The following is a 20,697-nucleotide window of genomic DNA, read 5'->3' as shown; positions in this document are numbered from 1 at the left end:
GAGCGAGAGGGAGGCTGCCGTGAGCGCGGTCATCGACGTGTTACGACGACCCCTGGGTCATTTCACCGAGCGGACGCTCGCCGGCCTGGCACTCGTGCTCGGGACCGGCGTCGGGTTCGGGCTGCTGCTGGTGCTGGTTCGAGTCCACTGGACCCCGCTCTACGACGTCGACCACGGGGTGGCGGCCTGGCTCAACGATCTGGTCGCGCCGCACGGCCCGCTGGTGACCGTGCTCAACGCCCTCACCGACCTCGGTGGCCGGGCGGTGATCATCTGGCTGGTCTCGGTCGCCGTGATCGGGCTGCTGATCCGCCGACAGGGCCGGCTCGCGGTGTTCCTGATCGTGACCGGGCTCGGCGCGCTGATCCTCGACCCGGCGCTCAAGACCCTGGTCGACCGGCTGCGTCCCGAGGTGGAGGTGCCGATCGGCACCTACGCCGGGGACAGCTTTCCCAGCGGCCACGCGTTGGGCTCCTTCGTCGCGTACGGGGCGCTGCTGCTGGTGTTCCTGCCGGCCCTGTCGCCCCGCTGGCGCAAGCCGGCGATCGCCCTGGTCGCCCTGCTCGTCTTCCTCATCGGTCTGACCCGGATCGCGCTCGGCGTGCACTTCGTCTCCGACGTGCTCGGGGCCTGGCTGCTCGGTGTCGCCTGGCTCGGCGTCACCGCGTACGCCTTCCGGCTGTGGCGGCTGGAGCGGGGCCGCCGGGTGCCGGCGCTGACCGAGGGGCTGGAGCCGGAGGCCGCGCACGAGGTCGCCCCCGCACCCGACGAGGCGCACGTGCTGCCGCACCCTCGGGCCGCCGTCTTCGAGCTGCTGGTCGGCTGGGTGCTGGTGCTCGGCGCGCTCTACGGCTTCGGGATGTTCGTCAGCTACCACGCCGGCGGGACCTTCTTCGCCACCCTGGACACGGAGGTGCCGAGGTGGTTCGCCGAGCACCGCACCCCGGGCCGGGACGAGGTCAGCCACTGGTGGAGCAAGGCCGGCGACACCCACGCCATCCTGCTCATCTCGCTGGTCTTCTGCCCGCTCGTGCTGGCGGTGTGGCGGCGCTGGCGGCCGGTGCTCTTCGTGGCGCTGACCATGTTCGGCGAGTTGAGCCTCTTCCTCGCCTCCGCCGCGGCCGTGGCCCGGCCGCGCCCGCCGGTGGGGAACCTCGACGGCCCGATGCCGACCTCCTCATTCCCCTCCGGCCACATCGCGGCGACGATCTGCGTCTGGGTGGCCATCACGCTGATCGTCCTGCCGCGTACCGACCGCTGGTGGCGCTGGCTGTTCGTGGCGCTGGCCGTGATCATGCCGATCGGGGTGGCCGTCTCCCGGATGTACCGGGGCATGCACCACCCGACGGACTTCATGGGCGCGATCCTGCTCAGCGCGCTCTGGATCGGGCTGCTCTACTGGGTGGTCCGCCCCAACGCCGACGTCTACGAGGGCAACCGGCCGGCCATCGAGTCGGAGCAGGTCCGCGAGCTCGACGACGAGCTGGCCAAGGCGGCCCGGCCGCAGTGACGCCGCCCATGCTGCGGGTGATGACCTGGAACATCAGGACCGGCGGCCGGGACCGGCACGGGCCCGACCGTCGGGATCTGGTGGTCGACGTGGTCACCGCGCGGCGGCCGGACGTGCTGGCCCTGCAGGAGCTGCGCGGCTTCGACCGAGGTGGGCTGCTCGACGACGTGGCGGGCCGGGTGGGGATGCGGGCGCACCTGGCCCGCTCCTGCTTCGGGCAGCCGGTGGCCGTGCTGGTCCGCCCGCCGCTGCGAATGCTGGCCACCGGCCGGGTGCGCCGGCCGTTCCACCACGCCGCCGCCTGGGTACGGGTGGACACCGGGCAGGGGCCGTTGACGGTGTTCAGCACCCACCTCAACCCGTACTCCGGGGGCCGGCGACGGATGGAGGCGGACTGGCTGGCGGCCGCCGTGCGACGTACCGGCGGTCGGCTGGCGCTGCTCGCCGGCGACCTGAACACGCTGGAACCCACTGCGGACCACACCGACCGGCTGGCGGGCCTGCCGATGCACTACCGCCGCCGGCACCTGCGCCGCGACGCCCGTACCGTGGACACCCGGGCCGTCGCCCGGCTGCTCGACGCCGGCCTGGTCGACCTCTGGCCGGCCCGCGCCGCCGGTGCCCCGGAGGCGGACGGCTTCACCGTGCCGACCGGATACGGCGGGGCGGAGTTCGCCGGCATGCGCCTGGACTACCTGCTCGGCACCGCGCCGGTCGCCGCGCTGACCCGCGAGGTGCGGGTGGTCCGGGGCGGGGACGCCGACCGGGCCTCCGACCACTACCCGGTCGTCGCCGAGCTGGACCTGTCCCCGGCCTGACCGGCGCGGCGCCTGGCGTCCCGCCGTTGACCAACACCGGATTGCGGCGGGTCGCGGCATCCCCGCCGCCGGTCACCCCGACACGCCGCAGGTCGTGTCGATCAAGGCCGTCCGGGTCCCCACCCGGCCGGCGCCGGCCGCGGGGGCTGCGCCGGTGAACTCCCGGGTGCAACCCTTCACATCGTCACGGCCATCACCTGGGTGACAGCGCTGACGACGCGGGGGAGCGACCGATGCACGGCAGGAACGACCTCGACCTGGTACGGCCGCTCTTCCGGACGGACTGGCTGCCCGACGGGATGACCCACCGGACGTGCGCCAGCCACCGGGGGGAACGGTCCCTGATCGCCTGGGAGGGCCCGATGACCGGCCCGATGGCCGGCAGCCGGGTGCTGTCGGTGCGGGTGGGGTCCGCCGTGGACACCTCCGCCGCCCACCGCGGCTGGCGGCGCGGCCCGGACGTGTCGGTGCAGGGCCGCACGGCGGCGCTGTACGCCGACCCGGACCACGGGCACACCTCGCTGACCTGGCAGCACCGGCCCGGCACGGCGGTGACCGTCCTGGGCACCAACCTGCCGGCTCCGGAGCGGACGTTGCGGCGGATCGCCGACGGGCTGGTGTGGACGGAGGAGCCCGCCCGGGTGCCCTTCCTCGCCGTGGCCCCGGCCGACGGCGCGCGCTGGGCGACGACGGTGGTCGACTGGCGGGCCGGCCGGTGGCACCGGGCCCGGTGCGGGTACCGGGTCATCGGCGCGGCGGGACCGCACGAGGACCTCACCGTCGGTGTGGTGCGGGCCGGCACGACGGCGGCCGGACGAGCGATGGACGCGGCGCCGGGCGGCCTCGGGGCGTACCGGGTGGGTGGGCCGGGCGGGGAGTGGGCCGGCGAGGTCGTGGCACTCACCATCCGGGGGCTCGCCGCGATCGGCGGGCCGGACGGCGCCCTCGCCCTCGCCGCCGCCGTGCGGCTGGTCGACCGCCCCGGCGACGAGTCCGCCTGGCGGCTGCCCTGAGCCGTGCAACCGTTGCGGGCCCCGTGCCCATCCGTACGGTGAGGACGCCGGCGTCCGGGAACGGGGAGTGGTCGATGCATGCCGCGCAACGGCAGGAGTACGTCGAGTTCGTGGAGGCGGCGACACCGAGGCTGCGACGGACGGCGTACCTGCTGACCGGTGACCGGCACCGGGCCGACGACGTGGTGCAGCAGACGCTGACCCGGCTCTACGTGAAGTGGGGCCGGGCGCGGGGCGCCGACGACGTCGGCGCGTACGTGCACCGGATGCTGGTCAACGCGTTCCGGCAGGAGCGCCGCTCCCGGTGGTTCGGCGTGCAGCTCTTCGAGCGGGCACCCGAGCCCGAGCTTCGCGGTGGCTCGTCCGGCCCGGGCGAGTCCGTCGTGGACGCGGTGGCGGTGCGGGCCGCGCTGGCGGCGGTGCCGCCCGGCCAGCGGGTGGTGCTGGTGCTGCGCTTCTACGCCGACCTGAGCGTGGAGCAGACCGCCGAGGTGCTCGGCTGTTCGACCGGGAACGTGAAGAGCCAGACGGCGCGGGGGCTGGCCGCGCTGCGCAGGCGGCTGCCGCTGGGCGACGGGACGGAGGTGAACCGGTGAACCGGGACGACGAGGCGCTGGTCCGCTCGTTGCTGGCCCGGGCGGCGGACGACCTGCCGGCGGGTGGTGTGCCGGCGGAGACGCTGCTGGTCGCCGGGGAGCGGGCGGTGCGCCGTCGTCGCGGGATCGCCGTGGCCGCCGTCGCGGCGGTCGCCGCCGTCGTGCTGCTGGGGTCCGCCGCGGTGCTGGGCGCGCCGGGCACGTCCACCATGCCCGCCGACGGAGGCACGCCGACGCCCGATCGGAGCGTCCCGACGGCCAGCCCGAGCGGTCCCACCGCGACCCCGGACCGCTCCACGGCCGCCCCGAGCGGCCCGGTCACGACCCAGGGGGAGGCGCCGACGGTGGCGCCCGAGCGGTTCGACCCGACCAGACGCTCGCTCCGGCTCGGCTGGGTGCCGCCGGGCGCCATCCATCAGGTGAGCCGCACCGGCGTCGCGATCCAGTCGGTGGAGGCGGTCGTGCCCGACCCGCTGGTGCCGGGCGGCCCGGTGGAGCCGGGACCGATGATGGGCATCGGCGGGTGGGTCACGGTCCGGACGGGTGCGCGTGGAGTCGACATCTTCTCGCCGCAGCGCGGCTCCGGGCTCACCGGTCAGGTGCCCTCGCCGGAGACTCCCGGTGCGCCGGTCGCGCCGGTGGACGGGCATCCGGCGTATCTGCACACCGACCGGGAACAGACGCTGCTGTCGTGGCAGTACGCCCCGGGCGGCTGGGTCTCCGTCACGGTCCGGAGCCTGGAGCGGCCGGAGGAGGTCGCGCGTCAGGTCGTGGCCGGGCTGACCTGGCAGGACCAGCGCGTCACCGTGCCGTTCCGGCCGTTCGACGTCCCGCCCCGCGCGACGCTCATCGGCGTCGAGCTGCGCACCTGGGAGGGCAGGTGGCTGAACGCCACCGCGAACTACCTCGTGTCCGGCCCGACCGGGGACGAGGGGAACCGTGCGGACCTCACGATCGGCGTGAGCAACGGAATGTACGACGGGGACGGCAGCGACCTGGGCGGCTCCAGCACCCGGGTGGACGGCCGGGTCGGCGCGGCCGTGGACGGGCCTAAGGGCCTGGGCGCCTACCGGGTCGGGCAGGTGCCCGGCTGCCGCGACTGTGTCGTCGAGGTCGACACCGAGTCCTCGGCCGCCCTGAAGGCCGTGGGTGGCCGCTCCGGGGCGCTCCGCCTGGCCGCGGCCATCCGCCTGGTCGTCAATCCCACCGATCCGACGACCTGGCGCCCCCTCTGACCGGGTGTGGCAGCGGGCTCGGGAGGCGGGTCCGCGGGACCGGCTCAGATGATCACGTTGAGCAGCACCGTCAGCACGACCGAGGCGAGGATCGAAAAGAGGATCATCAGCAGGCAGCCGAGGCCGCCGCCGAGGGGTCGGACCTCCGTGTTTCCGATGCGCATGGGTCCACCTTGTCAGGGTCGGGGGCGAGCAGGGTACGGATCGCGTCGGCCACCTGCCGGGGGGCGGTGGTCACCACGTTGTGCGCGGCGCCGGGCACGGTCGCCGCGCGGGCCTGGGGGACCAGCCGGGTCACCTGGGCGCGCCAGGCCGGCGGCACCACGGTGTCCCGGGCTCCGGTGAGCACCAGGGTTGGCGCGGCGACCCGGACGAGGTCCTCCTCCACCCGGTTGTGGACGGAGTGCGACACGGTGGCGGCGACCCGCCAGGGGCGGGCGTCCCAGACGTCGCGGAGCAGGACGGGGGCCTGCAGCGGCGCCTCCGCCACGGTGTCCAGCAGCCACCGGCCGAGCAGGCCCCGGCGGGACCGGGCGGCCGGGTCGCTGGTCGGACCGGCCAGCACCAGCGCGCGGACCGCCCGGGGCCGGCGGGCCGCCAGCGCGGCGACGACCTCCGCGCCGAACGAGTGCCCCACCAGGCAGACGGGCGGCAGCCGGTACGCGGCCAGCAAGGCCGCCAGGAACGCGGCGTGCCGGCCGACGTCGTACGCCCGCCCGGGGCGCGCGGTCAGCCCGAAGCCGGGCAGGTCCGGCACGTACACCGGATGGGTGGCCGAGAGCGCGACGGCCAGCGGGGTGAGGTAGCGGTGGGAGACCGCGAGCCCGTGCACCAGCACCACCGGAGGGGCGTCGCTGCCCGGGTTCCGGGAGCGGCGGGTGTGCGTCCGCAGCCCGTCCACCAGCCGCCACTCGCTGGTGAGGCCGGCGGCTGGGCGGGGTGCGGCCAGGGCGAGCCGCAGCTCGGACGCCCCGAAGCGCCCGGGCGCGGTGAGCCGGGGTCTCACAGCTGGCGCAGCCGGGGGAGCAGTTCCTCCTGCGCCCAGTCCAGGAACATCGGCTGGGTCTCGCCGCCCACCTGCACGATCGCCACGTGCGTGAAGCCCGCGTCGACGAACTGCTTGAACGCCTCGACGTGCCGGTCGACGTCGGGGCCGCAGGAGATGCCCTCGGCGACGTCCTCCTCGCGGACGTACTGGGTGGCGGCGGCGAACGCCTCGGGCCCGGGCAGGTCGGCGTTGACCTTCCAGCCCATGCCGAACCAGCGGAACTGGTCGTGCACGAGCTTGCGGCACTCGGCCTCGTCCGGGCCGTAGCAGATGGCCACCTGGCCGTAGCGGGGCTGGCCGGCGCCGCCCGCGTCGTCGTAGAGCTGGATGATCCGGCGGTCGGGTTCGGTGGCGACGATGCCGTCGGCGTACTCGGCGGCGAGCGCGGCCGACGACGGCCCGGAGGCGGCGACGGCCATTCCGACGGGCTGGTCCGGCCGGTCCCACAGGTACGCCTCGGGGACGTCGAAATGGTTGCCGGAGAAGGTCAGCGTCTCGCCGTTGAGCAGCGGCCGGATGATCTGCAGCGCCTCCTCGAACATCTCGTGCCGCTGCTGCACGTGTGGCCAGCCGCCGACCACGTGCTCGTTGAGGTTCTCGCCGGCGCCGAGGCCGAGGGTGAACCGGCCGTCGGAGAGCGCGCCGACGGTGCTGGCCTTCTGCGCCACGACGGCGGGGTGGTAGCGCAGGATCGGGCAGGTCACGAAGGACATCAGCTCGGCCCGGCTGGTGGCGTGCGCGACCGCGCCGAGCACCGACCAGGCGTACGGGGAGTGGCCCTGGGAATCCAGCCACGGGTAGTAGTGGTCGGAGATCACCAGCTGGTCGAAGCCGGCCGCCTCCGCCCGCACCGCGTAGTCGACCAGTTGCTTCGGGCCGGCCTGCTCGCACATCAGGGTGTAGCCGACGGTGACCATCCTGGTTTCTCCTTCCGCCCCACGATCGTCACGGGATACCCCGCCCGGTGCCGGTCAACCCCACCTGTCCCGTTCCGGCGCGGCCGTCACCCGTGGCGGTGACCCTCGCCAGTCCGACGACGGCCGCCCTTGACGGGGGCGCGAGGCGGGGCCTAGGTCCGACTTAACCGGTTCAGAGCCGGTGGCGACACATCCTGTGGTGGGGTGACCGCCCCTGTGGCGGCCCACGGTCGGCGTGGGCCGCCACAGGCCGTCCCGCCGAACGGGCCGCTCACTTAACCGGTTGCTTTCCCGATCGCATCGTCCTACGCTGATCCCTGCGCACGATCAGGGAGTCGAGCGGCGGCTGCCGGGCTACAGCCGCCACGACCGTCACCAACCACCGCAACCCCGCCAGGGCAACGGGGTCGACACTTCCTGAGGAAAGCCGTGAGAAAGCGACTCTCCGTCGCCGGCGCCGCCCTGCTCACCGTCCTCGCCGCCGTCTTCGTGTTCGTCCAGCCGGCCCACGCCGCCGCCGGGTTCTCGGTCGCCAACGGCCGGCTCTACGACGCGAACGGCACCGAGTTCGTCATGCGCGGCGTCAACCACGCCCACGCCTGGTACCCGCAGCAGACCAGCTCCTTCGCCAACGTGAAGGCGCTCGGCGCGAACACCGTCCGGGTGGTGCTGGCCACCGGCGACCGCTGGGCCGAGAACAGCGCCGCCGACCTCAGCAACGTCATCTCGCTCTGCAAGGCCAACCGGCTGATCTGTGTGCTGGAGGTGCACGACACCACCGGCTACGGCGAGCAGAGCGGCGCGATCACCCTGGACCGGGCGGTCGACTACTGGCTGAGCATCGCCGACGCGCTCAACGGCCAGGAGAAGTACGTCATCGTCAACATCGGCAACGAGCCGTACGGCAACCAGGGCTACGCCACCTGGGCCACCGACAGCGCCAACGCGATCAAGCGGCTGCGCGCCGGCGGCCTCGCGCACACGATCAAGGCCACCGCCAGGGAAGCCTCGGTCTACTCCGGCAGCACGCCGACGCCGACGACCCCCACCCCGACCACGCCGCCGCCCACGACGCCCCCGTCCGGCGGCTGCACGGCCAGCTACACCATCGTCAACCAGTGGCAGGGCGGCTTCCAGGGCGAGGTCACGGTGACCGCCGGCTCGGCCGCCATCACCGGCTGGACGACGAAGTGGACCTTCACCGGGGGCCAGGCGGTCAGCCAGTCCTGGAACACCGCGCTGAGCAGTTCCGGTGCGGCGTACACCGCCCGCAACGTCGACTACAACGGCCGGCTCGGCGCCGGCGCCAGCACCAGCTTCGGCTTCATCGCCAGCTGGAATGGCACCAACCCCGCGCCCGCGGTGACCTGCACCGCGAGCTGACCGAGTCGTACCACCGGTGGCCGGGCCCGCACGGACCCGGCCACCTCCCCTGCCGACTACGCGATGAGTGTGTACGGCGCCCTCTTTCAGAGAAAGGGTGGCCATTCCGGCTTCCAAGGCCACTCTTTCTCCGAAAGTGCACCCGGCAGGCGCGTCCGCGCGCTTCCGCCGTCCGCGTTCGGGGATTCGGTCGACGTGGTCGACGCGATCGTCGCGGGCGCCGGCATGGCGAGCCGCCGTTGCGCCTGGTGTAGGGGCGACGCGATCGACGGCATCCGGGACGCGCTCGAATCCCGGCTGGCCGAGTGGAGAGGTCAGCCCAGCGCGGCCGCCTTGCGCAGCAGCACCGAGCGTTCGCGCTGGTTGGCGCAGAGCCGGGCCGCCAGCTCCAGCTCGGCGCGCGCCTCCGGTCGCCGCCCGAGACGCGCCAGCAGCTCCCCGCGTACGGTTGGCACCAGATGCGAACCGGGGAGCCGGTCCAAGGCGATCAGCTCGTCCACGATGGCCAGGGCTTGCGCCGGACCCGAGGCCATGGCGACGGCGACGGCCCGATTGAGTTCGACCACCGGCGAGGGCGCGACCCGGCCGAGCGCCTCGTAGAGCACCACGATCCGGTCCCAGTCGGTCGCCTCGACCGAGGGCGCCGACGCGTGGGCGGCGGCGATCGCGGCCTGCAGGCCGTAGGGGCCGAGGCCGCGAGCCGATGCCTTGACCAGCGCGGCCAGCCCACGGCGAATCGCCGAGAAGTCCCACCGCCGCCGGTCCTGGTCCGCCAGCAGGACCGGCGAACCGTCCGGGCCGGTCCGGGCCGGGAAGCGCGCGGCCGTCAGCTCGCACAACGCCAGCAGGCCGTGCACCTCCGGCTCGTCCGGCTGCAGCGCGGCCAGCGTGCGGGCCAGCCGGATCGCCTCGTACGCGACGTCGGGGCGCAGCAGCCGGTCGCCCGACGTGGCCGTAGACCCCTCGGTGAAGATCACGTAGAGGACGCTGAGCACGCCGCCCAGCCGGTCTCGGCGCTCGCCGGCCGGCGGCAGCTCGAACGGCACCCCGGCCGCCGCGATCGTCTTCTTGGCCCGGGTGATGCGGGCCTGCACGGTCGGCACCGGCACGAGGAACGCGCGGGCGATCTCCTCGCTGGACAGGCCGCCGACCACGCGCAGGGTCAGCGCCACCCGGGCCTCGGGGGAGAGCACCGGGTGGCAGCTGACGAACATCAGGGCCAGGATGTCATCGTCGATCTTGTCGGGGTCGATTTCGTCGTCGACCGCCGGGTCGGCCGCCAGCAGGGCGTACCGGTCCTGCAGGGCGATCCGGCGGCGGATCGCGTCGATCGCCCGCCGCCGGGCCGTGGCCATCAGCCAGCCGGCCGGATTGGCCGGAGCGGCAAGCGGCCACGACACCAGCGCCTCAGCCACCGCCTCCTGGGCTGCATCCTCGGCCAGCCCGAAATCGCCGGTGAACCGGGTCAGCGCGGCGACGATCCGCGCCGACTCGATCCGCCAGACGGCCTCGACGTCGGCCGTACCCATCAGATCTGGCCGCTGCTCTCGCGCAAGGCCCCTTCCCTGACGAACTTCCCGCTGTCCTGCGGGACCTCGTCCTCCCCGGGCACCCGCCGGATCTCGATCTTGGAACCGGGGACCGACGGGACCCGCTTGGCCCACTCGACCGCCTCCTGTTTCGAGGCGACATCGAGCAGGAAGAAGCCCCCGAACAATTCCTTGGTCTCTCCGTACGGCCCGTCCGTGACCACCGGGGCCTCGTCGCTGAAGTGCACCACGACGCCCTGGCCCGGATCGTCCAGCCCTTCGGCCGCGACGTAAACGCCGGCCTTGGCCGTCTCCTCGATGAACCGGCGGGTCGCGGCCATCATCTCGTCGACGTTGGCCATCATGGCCGCGTTCGACTCATCGGTGCCCCGCATGATCAGCATGTACTGCGGCATCGCGTTCTCCTCATCCGGCGGGGCCGCCTCTCGGCCCTCGCACCCCCACGTCGAACGAGCGGCCCCCGGATCGACACGGCCCCGGAGAAACCTCTCGCCGCGACGCAGCCATCTCGGGGGAAACAGCATCGCGCGGGGGCGGCAGGCGGTGGACCGGAACCACGCTACGGCTGGAAGTACTCCGACATCACGCGGCTGACCCATTCCGGCTGCTTGATGTCGACCGGGAGGAACTCCACCATCGTCGGCTTCAGGTCGATGACCGGGGTGCCCGAGACCGCATCGAGGCCCAGCACCGTCAATTCGCGGCCGTGGACGGATTCGATGGCGCAGCACGTCACCCCGATGCGGTTCGGTCTGCGGGGGCCGCGGCCGGCGAACACACCAACGGGCGGGAGGTCGGAGCGGCCGCGGTAGGGGCGGGGCTCGCGGTAGTCGCCGTGCTCCGGGAACTGGTCGAAGATGAAGAGGACGTCCACGTGGGAGAAGCCCTCCAGGCCCTGGAGGCACGCCTCGCCGAAGCGCTCGTCGATGGTGATCGTGCTGCGAACGGCACCCCAGTTGTCCGTGTGCTGGATGTCCGTCCGGTCGTTCCGGACCGTACCTATCGGCGTGATCTCGAAGCTCGGCATGGCCAGAGGCTATCCGCGCGCCGCCGACCTACTCGCCCACTGACAGCCGGGCCGCCCGCATCCGCAGGTAGTGCTGCTCGGGCAGGCTGGTCGTGCCGCCGGCCGCCGCCCGGTAGTGCGTGACGGCCCGGTCCCGGTCGCCGGCCATCTCGTACAGGTGGGCCCGGGCCGCGTCGAGCCGGTGGTGCCCGGCCAGCCGGGGGTCGGCGGCGAGGGCGGCGAGCGCGGCGAGGCCGGCCTCCGGACCCTCCACCATGGCCGTCGCCACCGCCCGGTTGAGCGCCACCACCGGATTGCCGGAGAGCCGTTCGAGCACCTGGTAGAGGGCCAGGATCTGCGGCCAGTCGGTGGCCTCGGCGGTCGGCGCCTCGTCGTGCAGCGCGGCGATGGCGGCCTGGAGCTGGTACGGCCCGACCGGCCCCCGGGTCATCGCCCGGGTGACCAGCGCGGTGCCCTCGGCGATCGCGGTCGCGTCCCAGCGGGACCGGTCCTGGTCGGCCAGCGAGATCAGCTCGCCGGACGGGCCGGTGCGGGCGGCGGCCCGGGCGTCGGTGAGCAGCATCAGCGCGAGCAGCCCGGCGACCTCGCTGTCGTCGGGCAGCAGCGCGTGCATGGCCCGGGTCAGCCGGACCGCCTCCTCCGACAGGTCGATCCGGCGCAGGTCGGGGCCGAGGGTGGCGGTGTGCCCCTCGGTGAAGATCAGGTAGAGCACGTGCAGCACGGCGGCCAGCCGCTCCTGCCGCTCCCGCTGGTCGGGCAGCCGGAACGGCACCCCGGAGTCCCGGATGCGCTGCTTGGCGCGGCTGATCCGCTGGGCCATGGTGGCCTCGGGCACCAGGAACGCCCGGGCGATCTCGGCGGTGCTGAGACCCCCGACGGCGCGCAGGGTCAGCGCGATCGCCGACGCGGTCGACAGCGTGGGATGGCAGCAGAGAAAGAGCAGCACCAGGGTGTCGTCCCGGTCGGTGGCCAGCGACTCGTCCGCCGCCGGGGCGGCCCCGCGCCGGTCGGGCTCGCGCCGGGCGGCGCGGTCCTCCCGCTCGCGCCGGGCCGTCTCGGCCCGGACCAGCTCGATCATCCGGCGGTACGCGACCTGCACCAGCCAGCCGCGCGGGTTGTCCGGCAGGCCCTCGGTGGGCCACTGGGTGGCCGCGTCGAGCAGCGCCTCCTGGACGGCGTCCTCGGCGGTGGCGAAGTCACCGAAGCGGCGGGCGAGCACGCCGAGGACCTGCGGCGCCAGCTCGCGCAGCAGGTCCTCGACGGTGCGGTTCGTGGTGTCCAGTCGTCACATCTCCTGGGTCGGTGCCGACATCACCGGGTGGACCTCGATCGGCATGTTGAGCGGCCGGCCGCCGGGGCCGGGCGCGGTGGAGATGTGCGCGGCGATCTCGACGGCCCGCTGCGGGGTCTCGCAGTCGACGATCCACCAGCCGGCGAGGAACTCCTTGGTCTCGGCGAAGGGCCCCTCGGTGACCACCGGGGCGCCGCCCGCGCCGGCCCGGACGATGCGCGCCTGCTGCGGCCCGCCCAGCCCCTCGCCCTGGACCCACTCGCCGTCGGCGGCGAGCTTCTCGTTCACCTCGTGCATGAACCCGATGTGCGCGGCGATCTCCTCCCGCGACCAGGTGTCGATCGGGGGGAAGTCGGTCCCGGCGGCGCTGAACTGCATCAGCAGCATGTACTTCACGGCTGGCTCCTCACGTCCGAGCACCGATTCTCGGTGCTTGCACCCGTAGGTAGAAGCCGCCGCCCCGGTTCTCGACATCCGTCGGGAAAGAATTCCGAACTTTCTCAGCCGACCGCGGTGACCTCCAGCAGCAGCGCCTGTTCCGGGTGCAGCGCCGGCAGTTGCACCCCGACCGTGCCCAGCACCGCCCCGCTCAGTGTGACCCCCTTCGGCAGCCAGCCCGGCTCGGTCAGCTGCAGCACCGCCGGCTCCGGCAGGCCCGCCGGCGGGCGTACCGCGTAGCGACGGGCCGGGTCCAGGCCCGGCAGGCGTACCGCCCCGGGTACCTGCGCGGCGGAGGTGGTCAGCCGGGACACGGCGTACACCGCCTGGGAGCCGTCGTGGGCGATGACGCCGTGAGCCTGCACGGCCGGGTCGGGGTGGTCGACCCGGACCACCCGGCCGGAGTGCAGCAGCGGGCGGAGCCGCTTGTGCAGCGCGACCCAGGCAGCCAGCTCGGTGCGCTGCGCGGCGTCGACCGACCCGATGTCCCACTCGATGCCGTGGTGGCCGAAGAGCGCGGTGACGGCCCGGAAGCCCAGGTCGTGCACCCGGTGGGTGGTGTGCGAGCGTTCCGGTCCGAGGTGGGTGCCGACCAGCTCGGGCGGGAGCAGCAGCCCGGTCCAGCGTTGGATGGCGAGCCGTTCCAGGGCGTCGTTGCAGTCGCTGGCCCAGACCCGGTCGGTGCGGCGCAGGATCTCCAGGTCGACCCGCGCTCCGCCGGAGGAGCAGCTCTCGATCTCCACGCCGGGATGCCGGCGCCGCAGCTCGTCGAGCAGCCGGTAGACCGCCACGGTCTGCGCGTGCACCCCCGGCCGGCCCCGGTGCCCGGCCTCGGTCAGGTCGCGGTTGTGGTCCCACTTCAGGTACGCGATGCCCGGGTGCTCGGTGAGCAGCGCGTCGAGCCGGCCGAGCAGGTGCGCGTACGCCTCCGGGTTGGCCAGGTCGAGCACCTGCTGGTGGCGCCACTCCAGCGGCAGGCGGCCCGGTGTGGCGAGCACCCAGTCCGGGTGGGCGCGGAACAGGTCGGAGTCGGGATTGACCATCTCCGGCTCGACCCAGAGGCCGAACTGCATCCCCTGCCCCCGTACGTGGTCGATCAGCGGTTGCAGCCCGTCCGGCCAGACCCCGTCGTCGACGTACCAGTCGCCCAGGCCGGCCCGGTCGTGCCGGCGGCCCCGGAACCAGCCGTCGTCGAGCACGAACCGCTCCACGCCCACCTCGGCGGCCCGGTCGGCCAGCGCGGTGAGCCGGGCCAGGTCGTGGTCGAAGTAGACGGCCTCCCAGACGTTCAGGGTGACCGGTCGGGGCGTGCCCGGGTGCTCGGGCCGGGCCCGCAGGTGGCGGTGCAGCACGTCGCTGAGCCCGTCCAGGCCGGCGGCGGAGTGCACCGCGTACAGCAGGGGAGTGTGGTACTCCTCGCCGGGGGCGAGCACGATCTCGCCGGGGGCGAGGAGTTCACCGCCGCCCAGGGTGGACTCGCCGGTGGGCCGGCGCTCGGCGACGGTGACGTGGTCGCCGCTCCAGGCGGTGTGCACCGCCCACACCTCGCCGTGGCCGAAGCCGAAGCCGGGCGTGCCGGCCACCAGCAGCAGCGTGGCGTCGTGCCCGGTCCGCCCGTGCCGGCCCTCCCGCACCCAGGCGCCCATCGGCCACGGGTGCCGCTGCGGCGCGCGTTCCCGGCACCAGCGTCCGGTGAGGTCGAGCAGTTCGGTGGCGACCGCCGGCACCGGCAGCATCGGGGTCAGCTCACGCAGCTCGTAGGGAGCGTCGCCGTCGTTGCGCAGCCGGTGCCGCAGCGTCAGCAGGCCATGCGCGTCCAGCGTGATCTCGATGGTCAGCGACAGTGCCGCGCCGGGGTCCGACGCCCGCACGGTCACCCGCGCCGCGCCGGACTCGTCGGGCTTGCTGTCTTCTTCGGATACGACCACCGAATCGCCACCCAGCGCCACGCGGCCCGGGTCGGGGCCACCGTCCGACACGTCGAGCCCGTCGAGGCGGAAGGCGGTCGACCAGTCCCGTCCGTTGCGGTGTCCGGTCAGCCCCGGACGGCCGCTCCAGCCGGCACTGGCTTCGGGCAGCAGGGACAGCACGGTGGGCGCGTCGAAGCTGCTCGGCACGACCGGCGGGACGGTCGCGTCGACCAGGGCGGGCAGGTCGTCGGCGGGCAGCGGGCCCAGGTCGGCACCCCAGTGCACGACCCGGGGCAGGCCCGGGCCGCGCCCGTCGAGCACCAGGCTGGTCGCCGCCCGGCGCAGGTGGATGACGGACGGGTTTGTCATGACCGCTCATTTCTCCGTGCGGGCACGCCGGGCCCCGTGACGACGCCCGGCGGCCGGCGAGGTCAGCCCTTCGAGGCGCCGAGGGTCAGCCCCCGGACGAACTGCTTCTGGAGCAGGAAGAAGATCGCCAACGTGGGGATGGCGACCAGCACCGAGCCGGCCGAGACCAGGTTGTTGTCGGTGAAGAACTCCCCGCGCAGGTTGTTCAGCGAACTGGTCACCGGGAACTTGTCGCCGCTGCGCATCAGCACGGTGGCCCAGAAGAACTCGTTGTAGATCCAGGTCACCTCCAAGGTGGCCAGCGCCGCCAGGGCCGGCCGGCACAGCGGCATGGTCACCTGCCAGTACTGCCGCCAGACGCTCGCGCCGTCGACCATCGCCGCCTCGTACAGGTCGCGGGGGAGCGCCTTCATGTAGTTGCTCAGCACGAAGACGCAGAAGCCGCACTGAAAGGCGACGTTGACCAGGATCAGCCCCCAGTAGCTGTCGTAGAGCAGCTCCGAGTCGCTCATGAACTCCGGCAGCGGCACCTCGGTGAAGAGCCGGAACAGCGGGATCAGCAGCGCCTGCTGGGGCAGCAGGTTGGCCGCGGTGAAGAGCCCGAGCAGGACGATGTTGAGTTTCCAGCTGAACCGGGCGATCACGAACGCCACGCAGGAGGCCAGGAAGAGCGTCAGCAGCACCGCCGGGACGGTGATCCAGACCGAGTTGAGGAAGTGCTTGCCGAACTCGGCGGTCTGCCAGGCGGTGACGTAGTTGTCGAAGGTCCAGCCGCCGAGCGAGGCGTACCCGTTCGCGGCGGTGTAGTCGTACGACCGCAGCGAGGTCAGCACCGCCCAGATGATCGGGAAGAGCCAGCCGATCGCTACCGCACCGAGGAACAGGTGCAGGGCCACCCGGGCCGGACGCAGCGGCGCGCGGCGCTTCGCCGGGGCGTCGGCCGCCGGCTCGCGGGTCATGGTCGACGCGCTCATCGCCGGTCCTCCCTCATCACGGTGGCCAGGTAGATGGTGATGAAGACCAGGGAGACGACCAGCATGATCGTCGCCAGTGCGGAGCCGAAGCCGATCCGGCTGGCCTCGCCCACCACGTTCTGGGTGACCAGCGCGGAGAGCAGTTCCAGTCCGTTGCGGCCCTTGTTGATGACCCAGACCAGGTCGAACGCGCGCAGCGACTCGATCACCGTCACCACCAGCACGATGATGTTGATGGGCCGCATCACCGGGAAGACCACCCGGAAGAAGGTGCTGGTCTCCGAGGCGCCGTCGACGGCGGCGGCCTCGCGCAGCGACGGGTCGACGCCCTTCAGGCCGGCCAGGTAGAGCAGCATGATGTAGCCGACGTGCCGCCAGCCGGCGGCGATCAGCACCGCCCAGATGTTGACGTTCGGGTCGCCGTACCAGTCGGTGTCGCCGCCGAGCACGGCGTTGAGCAGGCCCTGGTCCCGGGAGTAGATGAGCTGCCAGACGAAGCCGATCAGCGCCAGCGAGAGCACCACCGGCAGGTAGAGCGCGGTCTGGTAGAACCGGCTGCCGCGGATCTCCTTGTCCAGCAGCACGGCGAGGAACATCCCGAACGGGGTGGCGACCACGAAGAGCGCCGCCAGCCAGAGCAGGTTGTTCTGCACCGCCGGCACGAACGGCGGGTAGATGTTGACCACGTCGGAGTAGTTGCGACCGCCCACCCACTCGATCTCGCTGAGCGGGCCGATGCCGTCCCAGTCGGTGCCGGAGAGGGCCACGGTGGCCACCGCCGGCAGCCAGACCAGCGCGACGACGAGCAGCAGCGGTACGAGCACCATCAGCGTGATCACCACGCGGTCGGTGCGGGACAGGAGCCGTAGCCGGCGGCCGCGACCACCCGTGGAGGTGGTGGTCGCGGCCGGCGACGGCACGGCGCGATCCGCTTGGATCAGGGGCAGGTCGGACACGAGGTCCTCCCCCTCTCGCCGTCAGCTGGTGAAGATCGACTTCTTCTGGTTCTCGATGCTGGTCAGCAGCCCGTCGATGTCCTTCGGGTTCTTGATGAACTGCTGGAGCGCCGGGATGATCACGGTGGAGGCGAAGTCCGGCCGGGTGTCGCGGTCGAGGAACTGGGCGATCTCGGTGGCCGAGCCGACCAGCTCGGCGGCCTTCTTCTGCAGGGCGGTGTAGCCGCTGGTGTCGGCGCCGCCGTTGGCCACCAGGGTGCTCGGGTCGTTCTTCACGGTGATGTCCGCGGCGGCCTTCGAGCCGACGTACTCCAGCAGCTTCTTGGCGTTCGCCTCGGACTTCGGCTTGCGGGCCATCATGTAGCCGTCGATCGGCGCGTCCAGGGCCTTCGCCCCGATCGTCGAGTCGACCTCCGGGAAGGTGAAGAAGTCCAGGTCGTCCTGCTCCTCGTTGCTGAACTGCTGGGCGACGAAGAGGCCGAGCAGGTACATGCCGCTCTTCTTCTGCTGCAACGACTGGGCGGCCTCCTGCCAGGTGCGGCCCAGGCTGTCGGCCTGGTGCAGCGGCAGCAGCCCGTTCCAGGCGTCGAAGACCTTCTTCACCTTGTCGGAGGTCCAGGCCTCCTTGCCGGCCATCAGGTCGACGTGGAACTGGTAGCCGTTGATCCGCAGGTTGAGGATGTCGAAGGTGCCCATCGCCGGCCAGCCGTCCTTGTCGGCGAAGGCGATCGGGGTGAGGCCGTCCTTCTTCATCTGCGCGCCGAGGGCGTTGAGGTCGTCGAGCGTCTTGGGCACCTGGTACCCGCGCTGCTGCCAGACCGACTTGCGGTAGAAGACGGCCCACGGGTAGTACGACGACGGCACGAAGTACTGCTTGCCGTCGTCGCCGGTGGAGGCCTTCTTGAACGCGTCGGAGTAGCCGGAGAGCTTGCCCCAGACGTCGCTGAGGTCGCCGGCCAGCCCCTTGGCCGCGAAGAACCGCATCCGGTAGCCGGCGAACCACATGAACACGTCGTCCGGCTTGCCCTGCAGGTAGTTGTTGATGTTCTCCTGGAACGTGTTGTGGTCGACCGTGTTGACCTTCGGCTCGATGCCGGACGCCGTCTGGAAGCCGGTCATCACCTTGGCGATGACCTCCTTCGGCTTCGGGTCCGACTGGTTCGAGCCGATCGACACGGTCTTGCTGTCCGAGCCGGAGTCCGAGTCGGAGCCGCAGCCGGCCAGCAGGCCGGTGCCGAGCAGCGCGCCCGCGCCCGCGCCGGCGAGCAGCGAGCGCCGACCGATGCCGGCGACGGAGGGCGGTACGAGCCGGGCGAGGTACTCGGCTTCGGTACGGGGACGGGACATGGTGCCTCCTGCGGATGAAGAGGTGCGGCGCCCAAGGTGGTCAGTGGTGGAGGTGCCGGCGGGTCCGCGAATGCCAACACAGAATCACCGAGATCCAACATTGGCGAACAAGAACAGCCGGTGGCGCTTGAAGCTACCCCTCCGTGGGGCCGTGTCAAGAGGGCTGCTCGGGATCGATACCGCAGTGTTGACAAGGGATCCCGTTGGTAAACGTTGGAAACGAGTCGATGTTGGAAAGTGTTGACTTGCGCGGTCATCGGGGGCACTCTCTGCACTCATGCGGCAGCACGGCACCTGGCAGGGCGACGGCATCTTCTACGGCGCGGACTACAACCCGGAGCAGTGGCCGGAGGAGGTCTGGGCCGAGGACGTGGCGCTGATGCGCCGCGCCGGCGTCGACCTGGTCTCGGTCGGCATCTTCTCCTGGGCCCTGCTCGAACCGACTCCCGGCCGGTACGACTTCGGCTGGCTGGACCGGGCCCTCGACGTCCTGCACGACGGCGGCATCAACGTCGACCTGGCCACCGCCACCGCCAGCCCGCCACCGTGGCTGGCCCACCGGCACCCGGAGACGCTGCCCCGTACCGCCGATGGCACGGTGCTGTGGCCCGGCGGGCGGCAGGCGTACTGCCCCAGCTCGCCGATCTTCCGGGAGCGTTCGCTGGCCCTGGTCGAGGCGGTCGCCGGCCGGTACGCCGAGCACCCGGCCGTGGTGATGTGGCACATCTCCAACGAGCTGGGCTGCCACAACGTGCACTGCTACTGCGACGTCAGCGCCGAGGCGTTCCGCCGCTGGCTGCGCGAGCGCTACGGCGACGTGGACACCCTCAACGCGGCCTGGGGCACCACCTTCTGGAGCCAGCGGTACGGCGACTGGGCCGAGATCAACCCGCCCCGCAGCGCGCCGACCTTCGCCAACCCCACCCAGCAGCTGGACTTCCTGCGCTTCTCCTCCGACGAGCAGCGGGCCCAGCTGCGCGCCGAGCGGGAGGTGCTCGCCCGGTTGGTCCGGCAGCCGGTCACCACGAACTTCATGATCGGCACCGGGATCAAGTACCTGGACTACCACTCCTGGGCGTCCGACGTGGACGTGGTCTCCAACGACCACTACCTGACCGCCGCCGACCCGCTGTCGCACCTCGGGCTGGCGCTCGCCGCCGACCACACCCGCGGCGTCGCCGGCGGCGACCCCTGGCTGCTGATGGAGCACTCCACCAGCGCGGTCAACTGGCAGCCGCGCAACATCGCCAAGACCCCCGGCCAGCTGCGCCGCAACAGCCTCGCGCACGTCGCGCGCGGCGCCGACGGGGTGCTGTTCTTCCAGTGGCGGGCCTCCCGGGCCGGGGCGGAGAAGTTCCACTCCGCGCTGGTGCCGCACGCCGGCCCGGACACCAAGGTGTTCCGCGAGGTATGCCAGCTCGGCGCCGACCGGAAGGCCCTCGCCGAGGTGCGCGGCAGCCGGGTCGACGCCCAGGTGGCGATCCTGTTCGACTGGGAGGCCTGGTGGGGGGCCGAGCTCGACTCGCACCCCAGCGTCGACGTCAGCTACGTCGACCGGCTCCAGGCGCTGTACGGCGCGCTCTGGCGGGCCGGCGTCACCACCGACGTGGTGCACCCCTCGGCCGACCTCAGCGGCTACCAGCTGGTCCTCGTGCCGACCCTCTACCTGGTCCGCGACGCCGACGCCGAGGCCCTGCGCCGCTACGTCGACGGCGGCGGCACCGCCCTGGTCACCTACTTCAGCGGCATCGTCGACGAGCACGACCACATCCGCCTCGGCGGGTACCCGGGGGCGTTCCGCGACCTGCTCGGCGTCCGCACCGAGGAGTTCTTCCCGCTGCGCGAGGGCGAGAGGGTACGCCTCGACGACGGCGCCACCGCCGACGTGTGGACCGAGTGGCTGCACCCGGAGGGCGCCGAGGTGCTCGCCTCGTACGCCGACGGGCCGTTGCCCGGGGTCGCCGCCGTCACCCGGCACCGGGTGGGCCGGGGCACCGCCTGGTACGTCGGCACCCGGCTGGACGAGGCGGCCACCGACCGGCTGGTGGCCCGACTGCTCGCCGAGGCGGGGGCGCGTCCCCCGGTGGCCGCGCCGACCGGCGTCGAGGTGGTCCGCCGCCGCGACGGCGACCGGTCCTGGCTCTTCGTGGTCAACCACACCGACGCCGAGGTCCGGCTCGACGTCACCGGCACCGAGCTGCTCGGCGGCGCACGCTGCACCGGTGAACTGCGCGTGCCGGCCGGCGAGGTGGCGGTGGTCCGGGAGGAACACGCTGGTCCAGTCGCGGTCGGCGCGCCGACGGCGACGGCCTGAC

Annotated in this window: 18 protein-coding genes; 7 read left to right on the top strand and 11 right to left on the bottom strand. The window is 72.8% G+C overall.

The window, feature by feature from the left end; genetic code table 11:
• Nucleotides 1-19: 19 nt before the first annotated feature.
• From V6U89_RS26675 to V6U89_RS26655, 5 genes are all read left to right on the top strand, one after another.
• Nucleotides 20-1,510 carry a phosphatase PAP2 family protein gene (locus tag V6U89_RS26675; RefSeq protein ID WP_334574783.1) on the top strand — a complete coding sequence of 497 codons (1,491 nt, stop codon included), beginning with the start codon at nucleotides 20-22 and terminating at the stop codon, nucleotides 1,508-1,510.
• Between the two features lie 8 nt (nucleotides 1,511-1,518).
• Nucleotides 1,519-2,328, top strand: coding sequence for an endonuclease/exonuclease/phosphatase family protein (locus tag V6U89_RS26670; protein WP_334574817.1), 810 nt, complete (start codon nucleotides 1,519-1,521; stop codon nucleotides 2,326-2,328).
• Nucleotides 2,329-2,561: 233 nt separating this feature from the next.
• Nucleotides 2,562-3,341, top strand: a complete 780-nt coding sequence (locus tag V6U89_RS26665; RefSeq protein WP_334574781.1) for a hypothetical protein — start codon at nucleotides 2,562-2,564, stop codon at nucleotides 3,339-3,341.
• Nucleotides 3,342-3,415: 74 nt separating this feature from the next.
• A complete protein-coding gene (locus V6U89_RS26660) occupies nucleotides 3,416-3,937 on the top strand; it encodes a SigE family RNA polymerase sigma factor (protein WP_334574779.1) in 522 nt (173 codons plus the stop codon).
• Nucleotides 3,934-5,172 carry a hypothetical protein gene (locus V6U89_RS26655; RefSeq protein ID WP_334574777.1) on the top strand — a complete coding sequence of 413 codons (1,239 nt, stop codon included), beginning with the start codon at nucleotides 3,934-3,936 and terminating at the stop codon, nucleotides 5,170-5,172. The genes V6U89_RS26660 and V6U89_RS26655 overlap by 4 nt, the downstream gene beginning before the upstream one ends.
• A gap of 106 nt (nucleotides 5,173-5,278) precedes the next feature.
• Here V6U89_RS26655 and V6U89_RS26650 read toward each other — a convergent pair whose 3' ends face one another.
• Entirely contained in the window at nucleotides 5,279-6,178 is a 900-nt protein-coding gene (locus tag V6U89_RS26650; protein WP_334574775.1) for an alpha/beta fold hydrolase, read from the bottom strand.
• The gene (locus V6U89_RS26645; RefSeq protein ID WP_334574773.1) at nucleotides 6,175-7,137 is read right to left on the bottom strand and encodes a TIGR03557 family F420-dependent LLM class oxidoreductase; all 963 of its coding nucleotides are present in this window, start codon (nucleotides 7,135-7,137) and stop codon (nucleotides 6,175-6,177) included. The genes V6U89_RS26650 and V6U89_RS26645 overlap by 4 nt, the downstream gene beginning before the upstream one ends.
• Nucleotides 7,138-7,566: 429 nt before the next feature.
• On the opposite strand from V6U89_RS26645, the gene V6U89_RS26640 reads away from it, so the two are divergent.
• The gene (locus V6U89_RS26640) at nucleotides 7,567-8,520 is read left to right on the top strand and encodes a cellulose binding domain-containing protein (RefSeq protein WP_334574771.1); all 954 of its coding nucleotides are present in this window, start codon (nucleotides 7,567-7,569) and stop codon (nucleotides 8,518-8,520) included.
• Between the two features lie 314 nt (nucleotides 8,521-8,834).
• Here V6U89_RS26640 and V6U89_RS26635 read toward each other — a convergent pair whose 3' ends face one another.
• The 9 genes from V6U89_RS26635 to V6U89_RS26595 form a co-directional block, all read right to left on the bottom strand.
• A complete protein-coding gene (locus V6U89_RS26635; RefSeq protein WP_334574769.1) occupies nucleotides 8,835-10,049 on the bottom strand; it encodes an RNA polymerase sigma factor in 1,215 nt (404 codons plus the stop codon).
• Nucleotides 10,049-10,465 carry a YciI family protein gene (locus V6U89_RS26630; protein ID WP_334574767.1) on the bottom strand — a complete coding sequence of 139 codons (417 nt, stop codon included), beginning with the start codon at nucleotides 10,463-10,465 and terminating at the stop codon, nucleotides 10,049-10,051. The genes V6U89_RS26635 and V6U89_RS26630 overlap by 1 nt, the downstream gene beginning before the upstream one ends.
• 164 nt (nucleotides 10,466-10,629) lie before the next feature.
• Nucleotides 10,630-11,097 carry an SAM-dependent methyltransferase gene (locus V6U89_RS26625; protein ID WP_334574765.1) on the bottom strand — a complete coding sequence of 156 codons (468 nt, stop codon included), beginning with the start codon at nucleotides 11,095-11,097 and terminating at the stop codon, nucleotides 10,630-10,632.
• A 28-nt stretch (nucleotides 11,098-11,125) separates the two neighbouring features.
• A complete protein-coding gene (locus tag V6U89_RS26620) occupies nucleotides 11,126-12,379 on the bottom strand; it encodes an RNA polymerase sigma factor (RefSeq protein ID WP_334574815.1) in 1,254 nt (417 codons plus the stop codon).
• A 3-nt stretch (nucleotides 12,380-12,382) separates the two neighbouring features.
• On the bottom strand, nucleotides 12,383-12,775 hold the full coding sequence (locus tag V6U89_RS26615) for a YciI family protein (RefSeq protein WP_334574813.1): 393 nt from the start codon (nucleotides 12,773-12,775) through the stop codon (nucleotides 12,383-12,385).
• A gap of 113 nt (nucleotides 12,776-12,888) precedes the next feature.
• Complete coding sequence (locus V6U89_RS26610; RefSeq protein ID WP_334574764.1) at nucleotides 12,889-15,105, bottom strand: alpha-galactosidase; 2,217 nt, start codon at nucleotides 15,103-15,105, stop codon at nucleotides 12,889-12,891.
• Between the two features lie 62 nt (nucleotides 15,106-15,167).
• On the bottom strand, nucleotides 15,168-16,079 hold the full coding sequence (locus V6U89_RS26605) for a carbohydrate ABC transporter permease (protein ID WP_334574762.1): 912 nt from the start codon (nucleotides 16,077-16,079) through the stop codon (nucleotides 15,168-15,170).
• A complete protein-coding gene (locus V6U89_RS26600; RefSeq protein ID WP_334574760.1) occupies nucleotides 16,076-17,035 on the bottom strand; it encodes a carbohydrate ABC transporter permease in 960 nt (319 codons plus the stop codon). The genes V6U89_RS26605 and V6U89_RS26600 overlap by 4 nt, the downstream gene beginning before the upstream one ends.
• Nucleotides 17,036-17,056: 21 nt before the next feature.
• Nucleotides 17,057-18,382 carry an ABC transporter substrate-binding protein gene (locus V6U89_RS26595; RefSeq protein WP_334574758.1) on the bottom strand — a complete coding sequence of 442 codons (1,326 nt, stop codon included), beginning with the start codon at nucleotides 18,380-18,382 and terminating at the stop codon, nucleotides 17,057-17,059.
• A gap of 277 nt (nucleotides 18,383-18,659) precedes the next feature.
• Between V6U89_RS26595 and V6U89_RS26590 the strand changes: the two genes are divergently transcribed.
• Nucleotides 18,660-20,696, top strand: coding sequence for a beta-galactosidase (locus tag V6U89_RS26590; RefSeq protein WP_334574756.1), 2,037 nt, complete (start codon nucleotides 18,660-18,662; stop codon nucleotides 20,694-20,696).
• Nucleotide 20,697: the final 1 nt, after the last annotated feature.

It is taken from the genome of Micromonospora sp. CPCC 206171 (assembly GCF_036906755.1).
Taxonomy (GTDB): domain Bacteria; phylum Actinomycetota; class Actinomycetes; order Mycobacteriales; family Micromonosporaceae; genus Micromonospora; species Micromonospora purpureochromogenes.
This window is presented reverse-complemented; position numbering and strand designations above follow the sequence as displayed.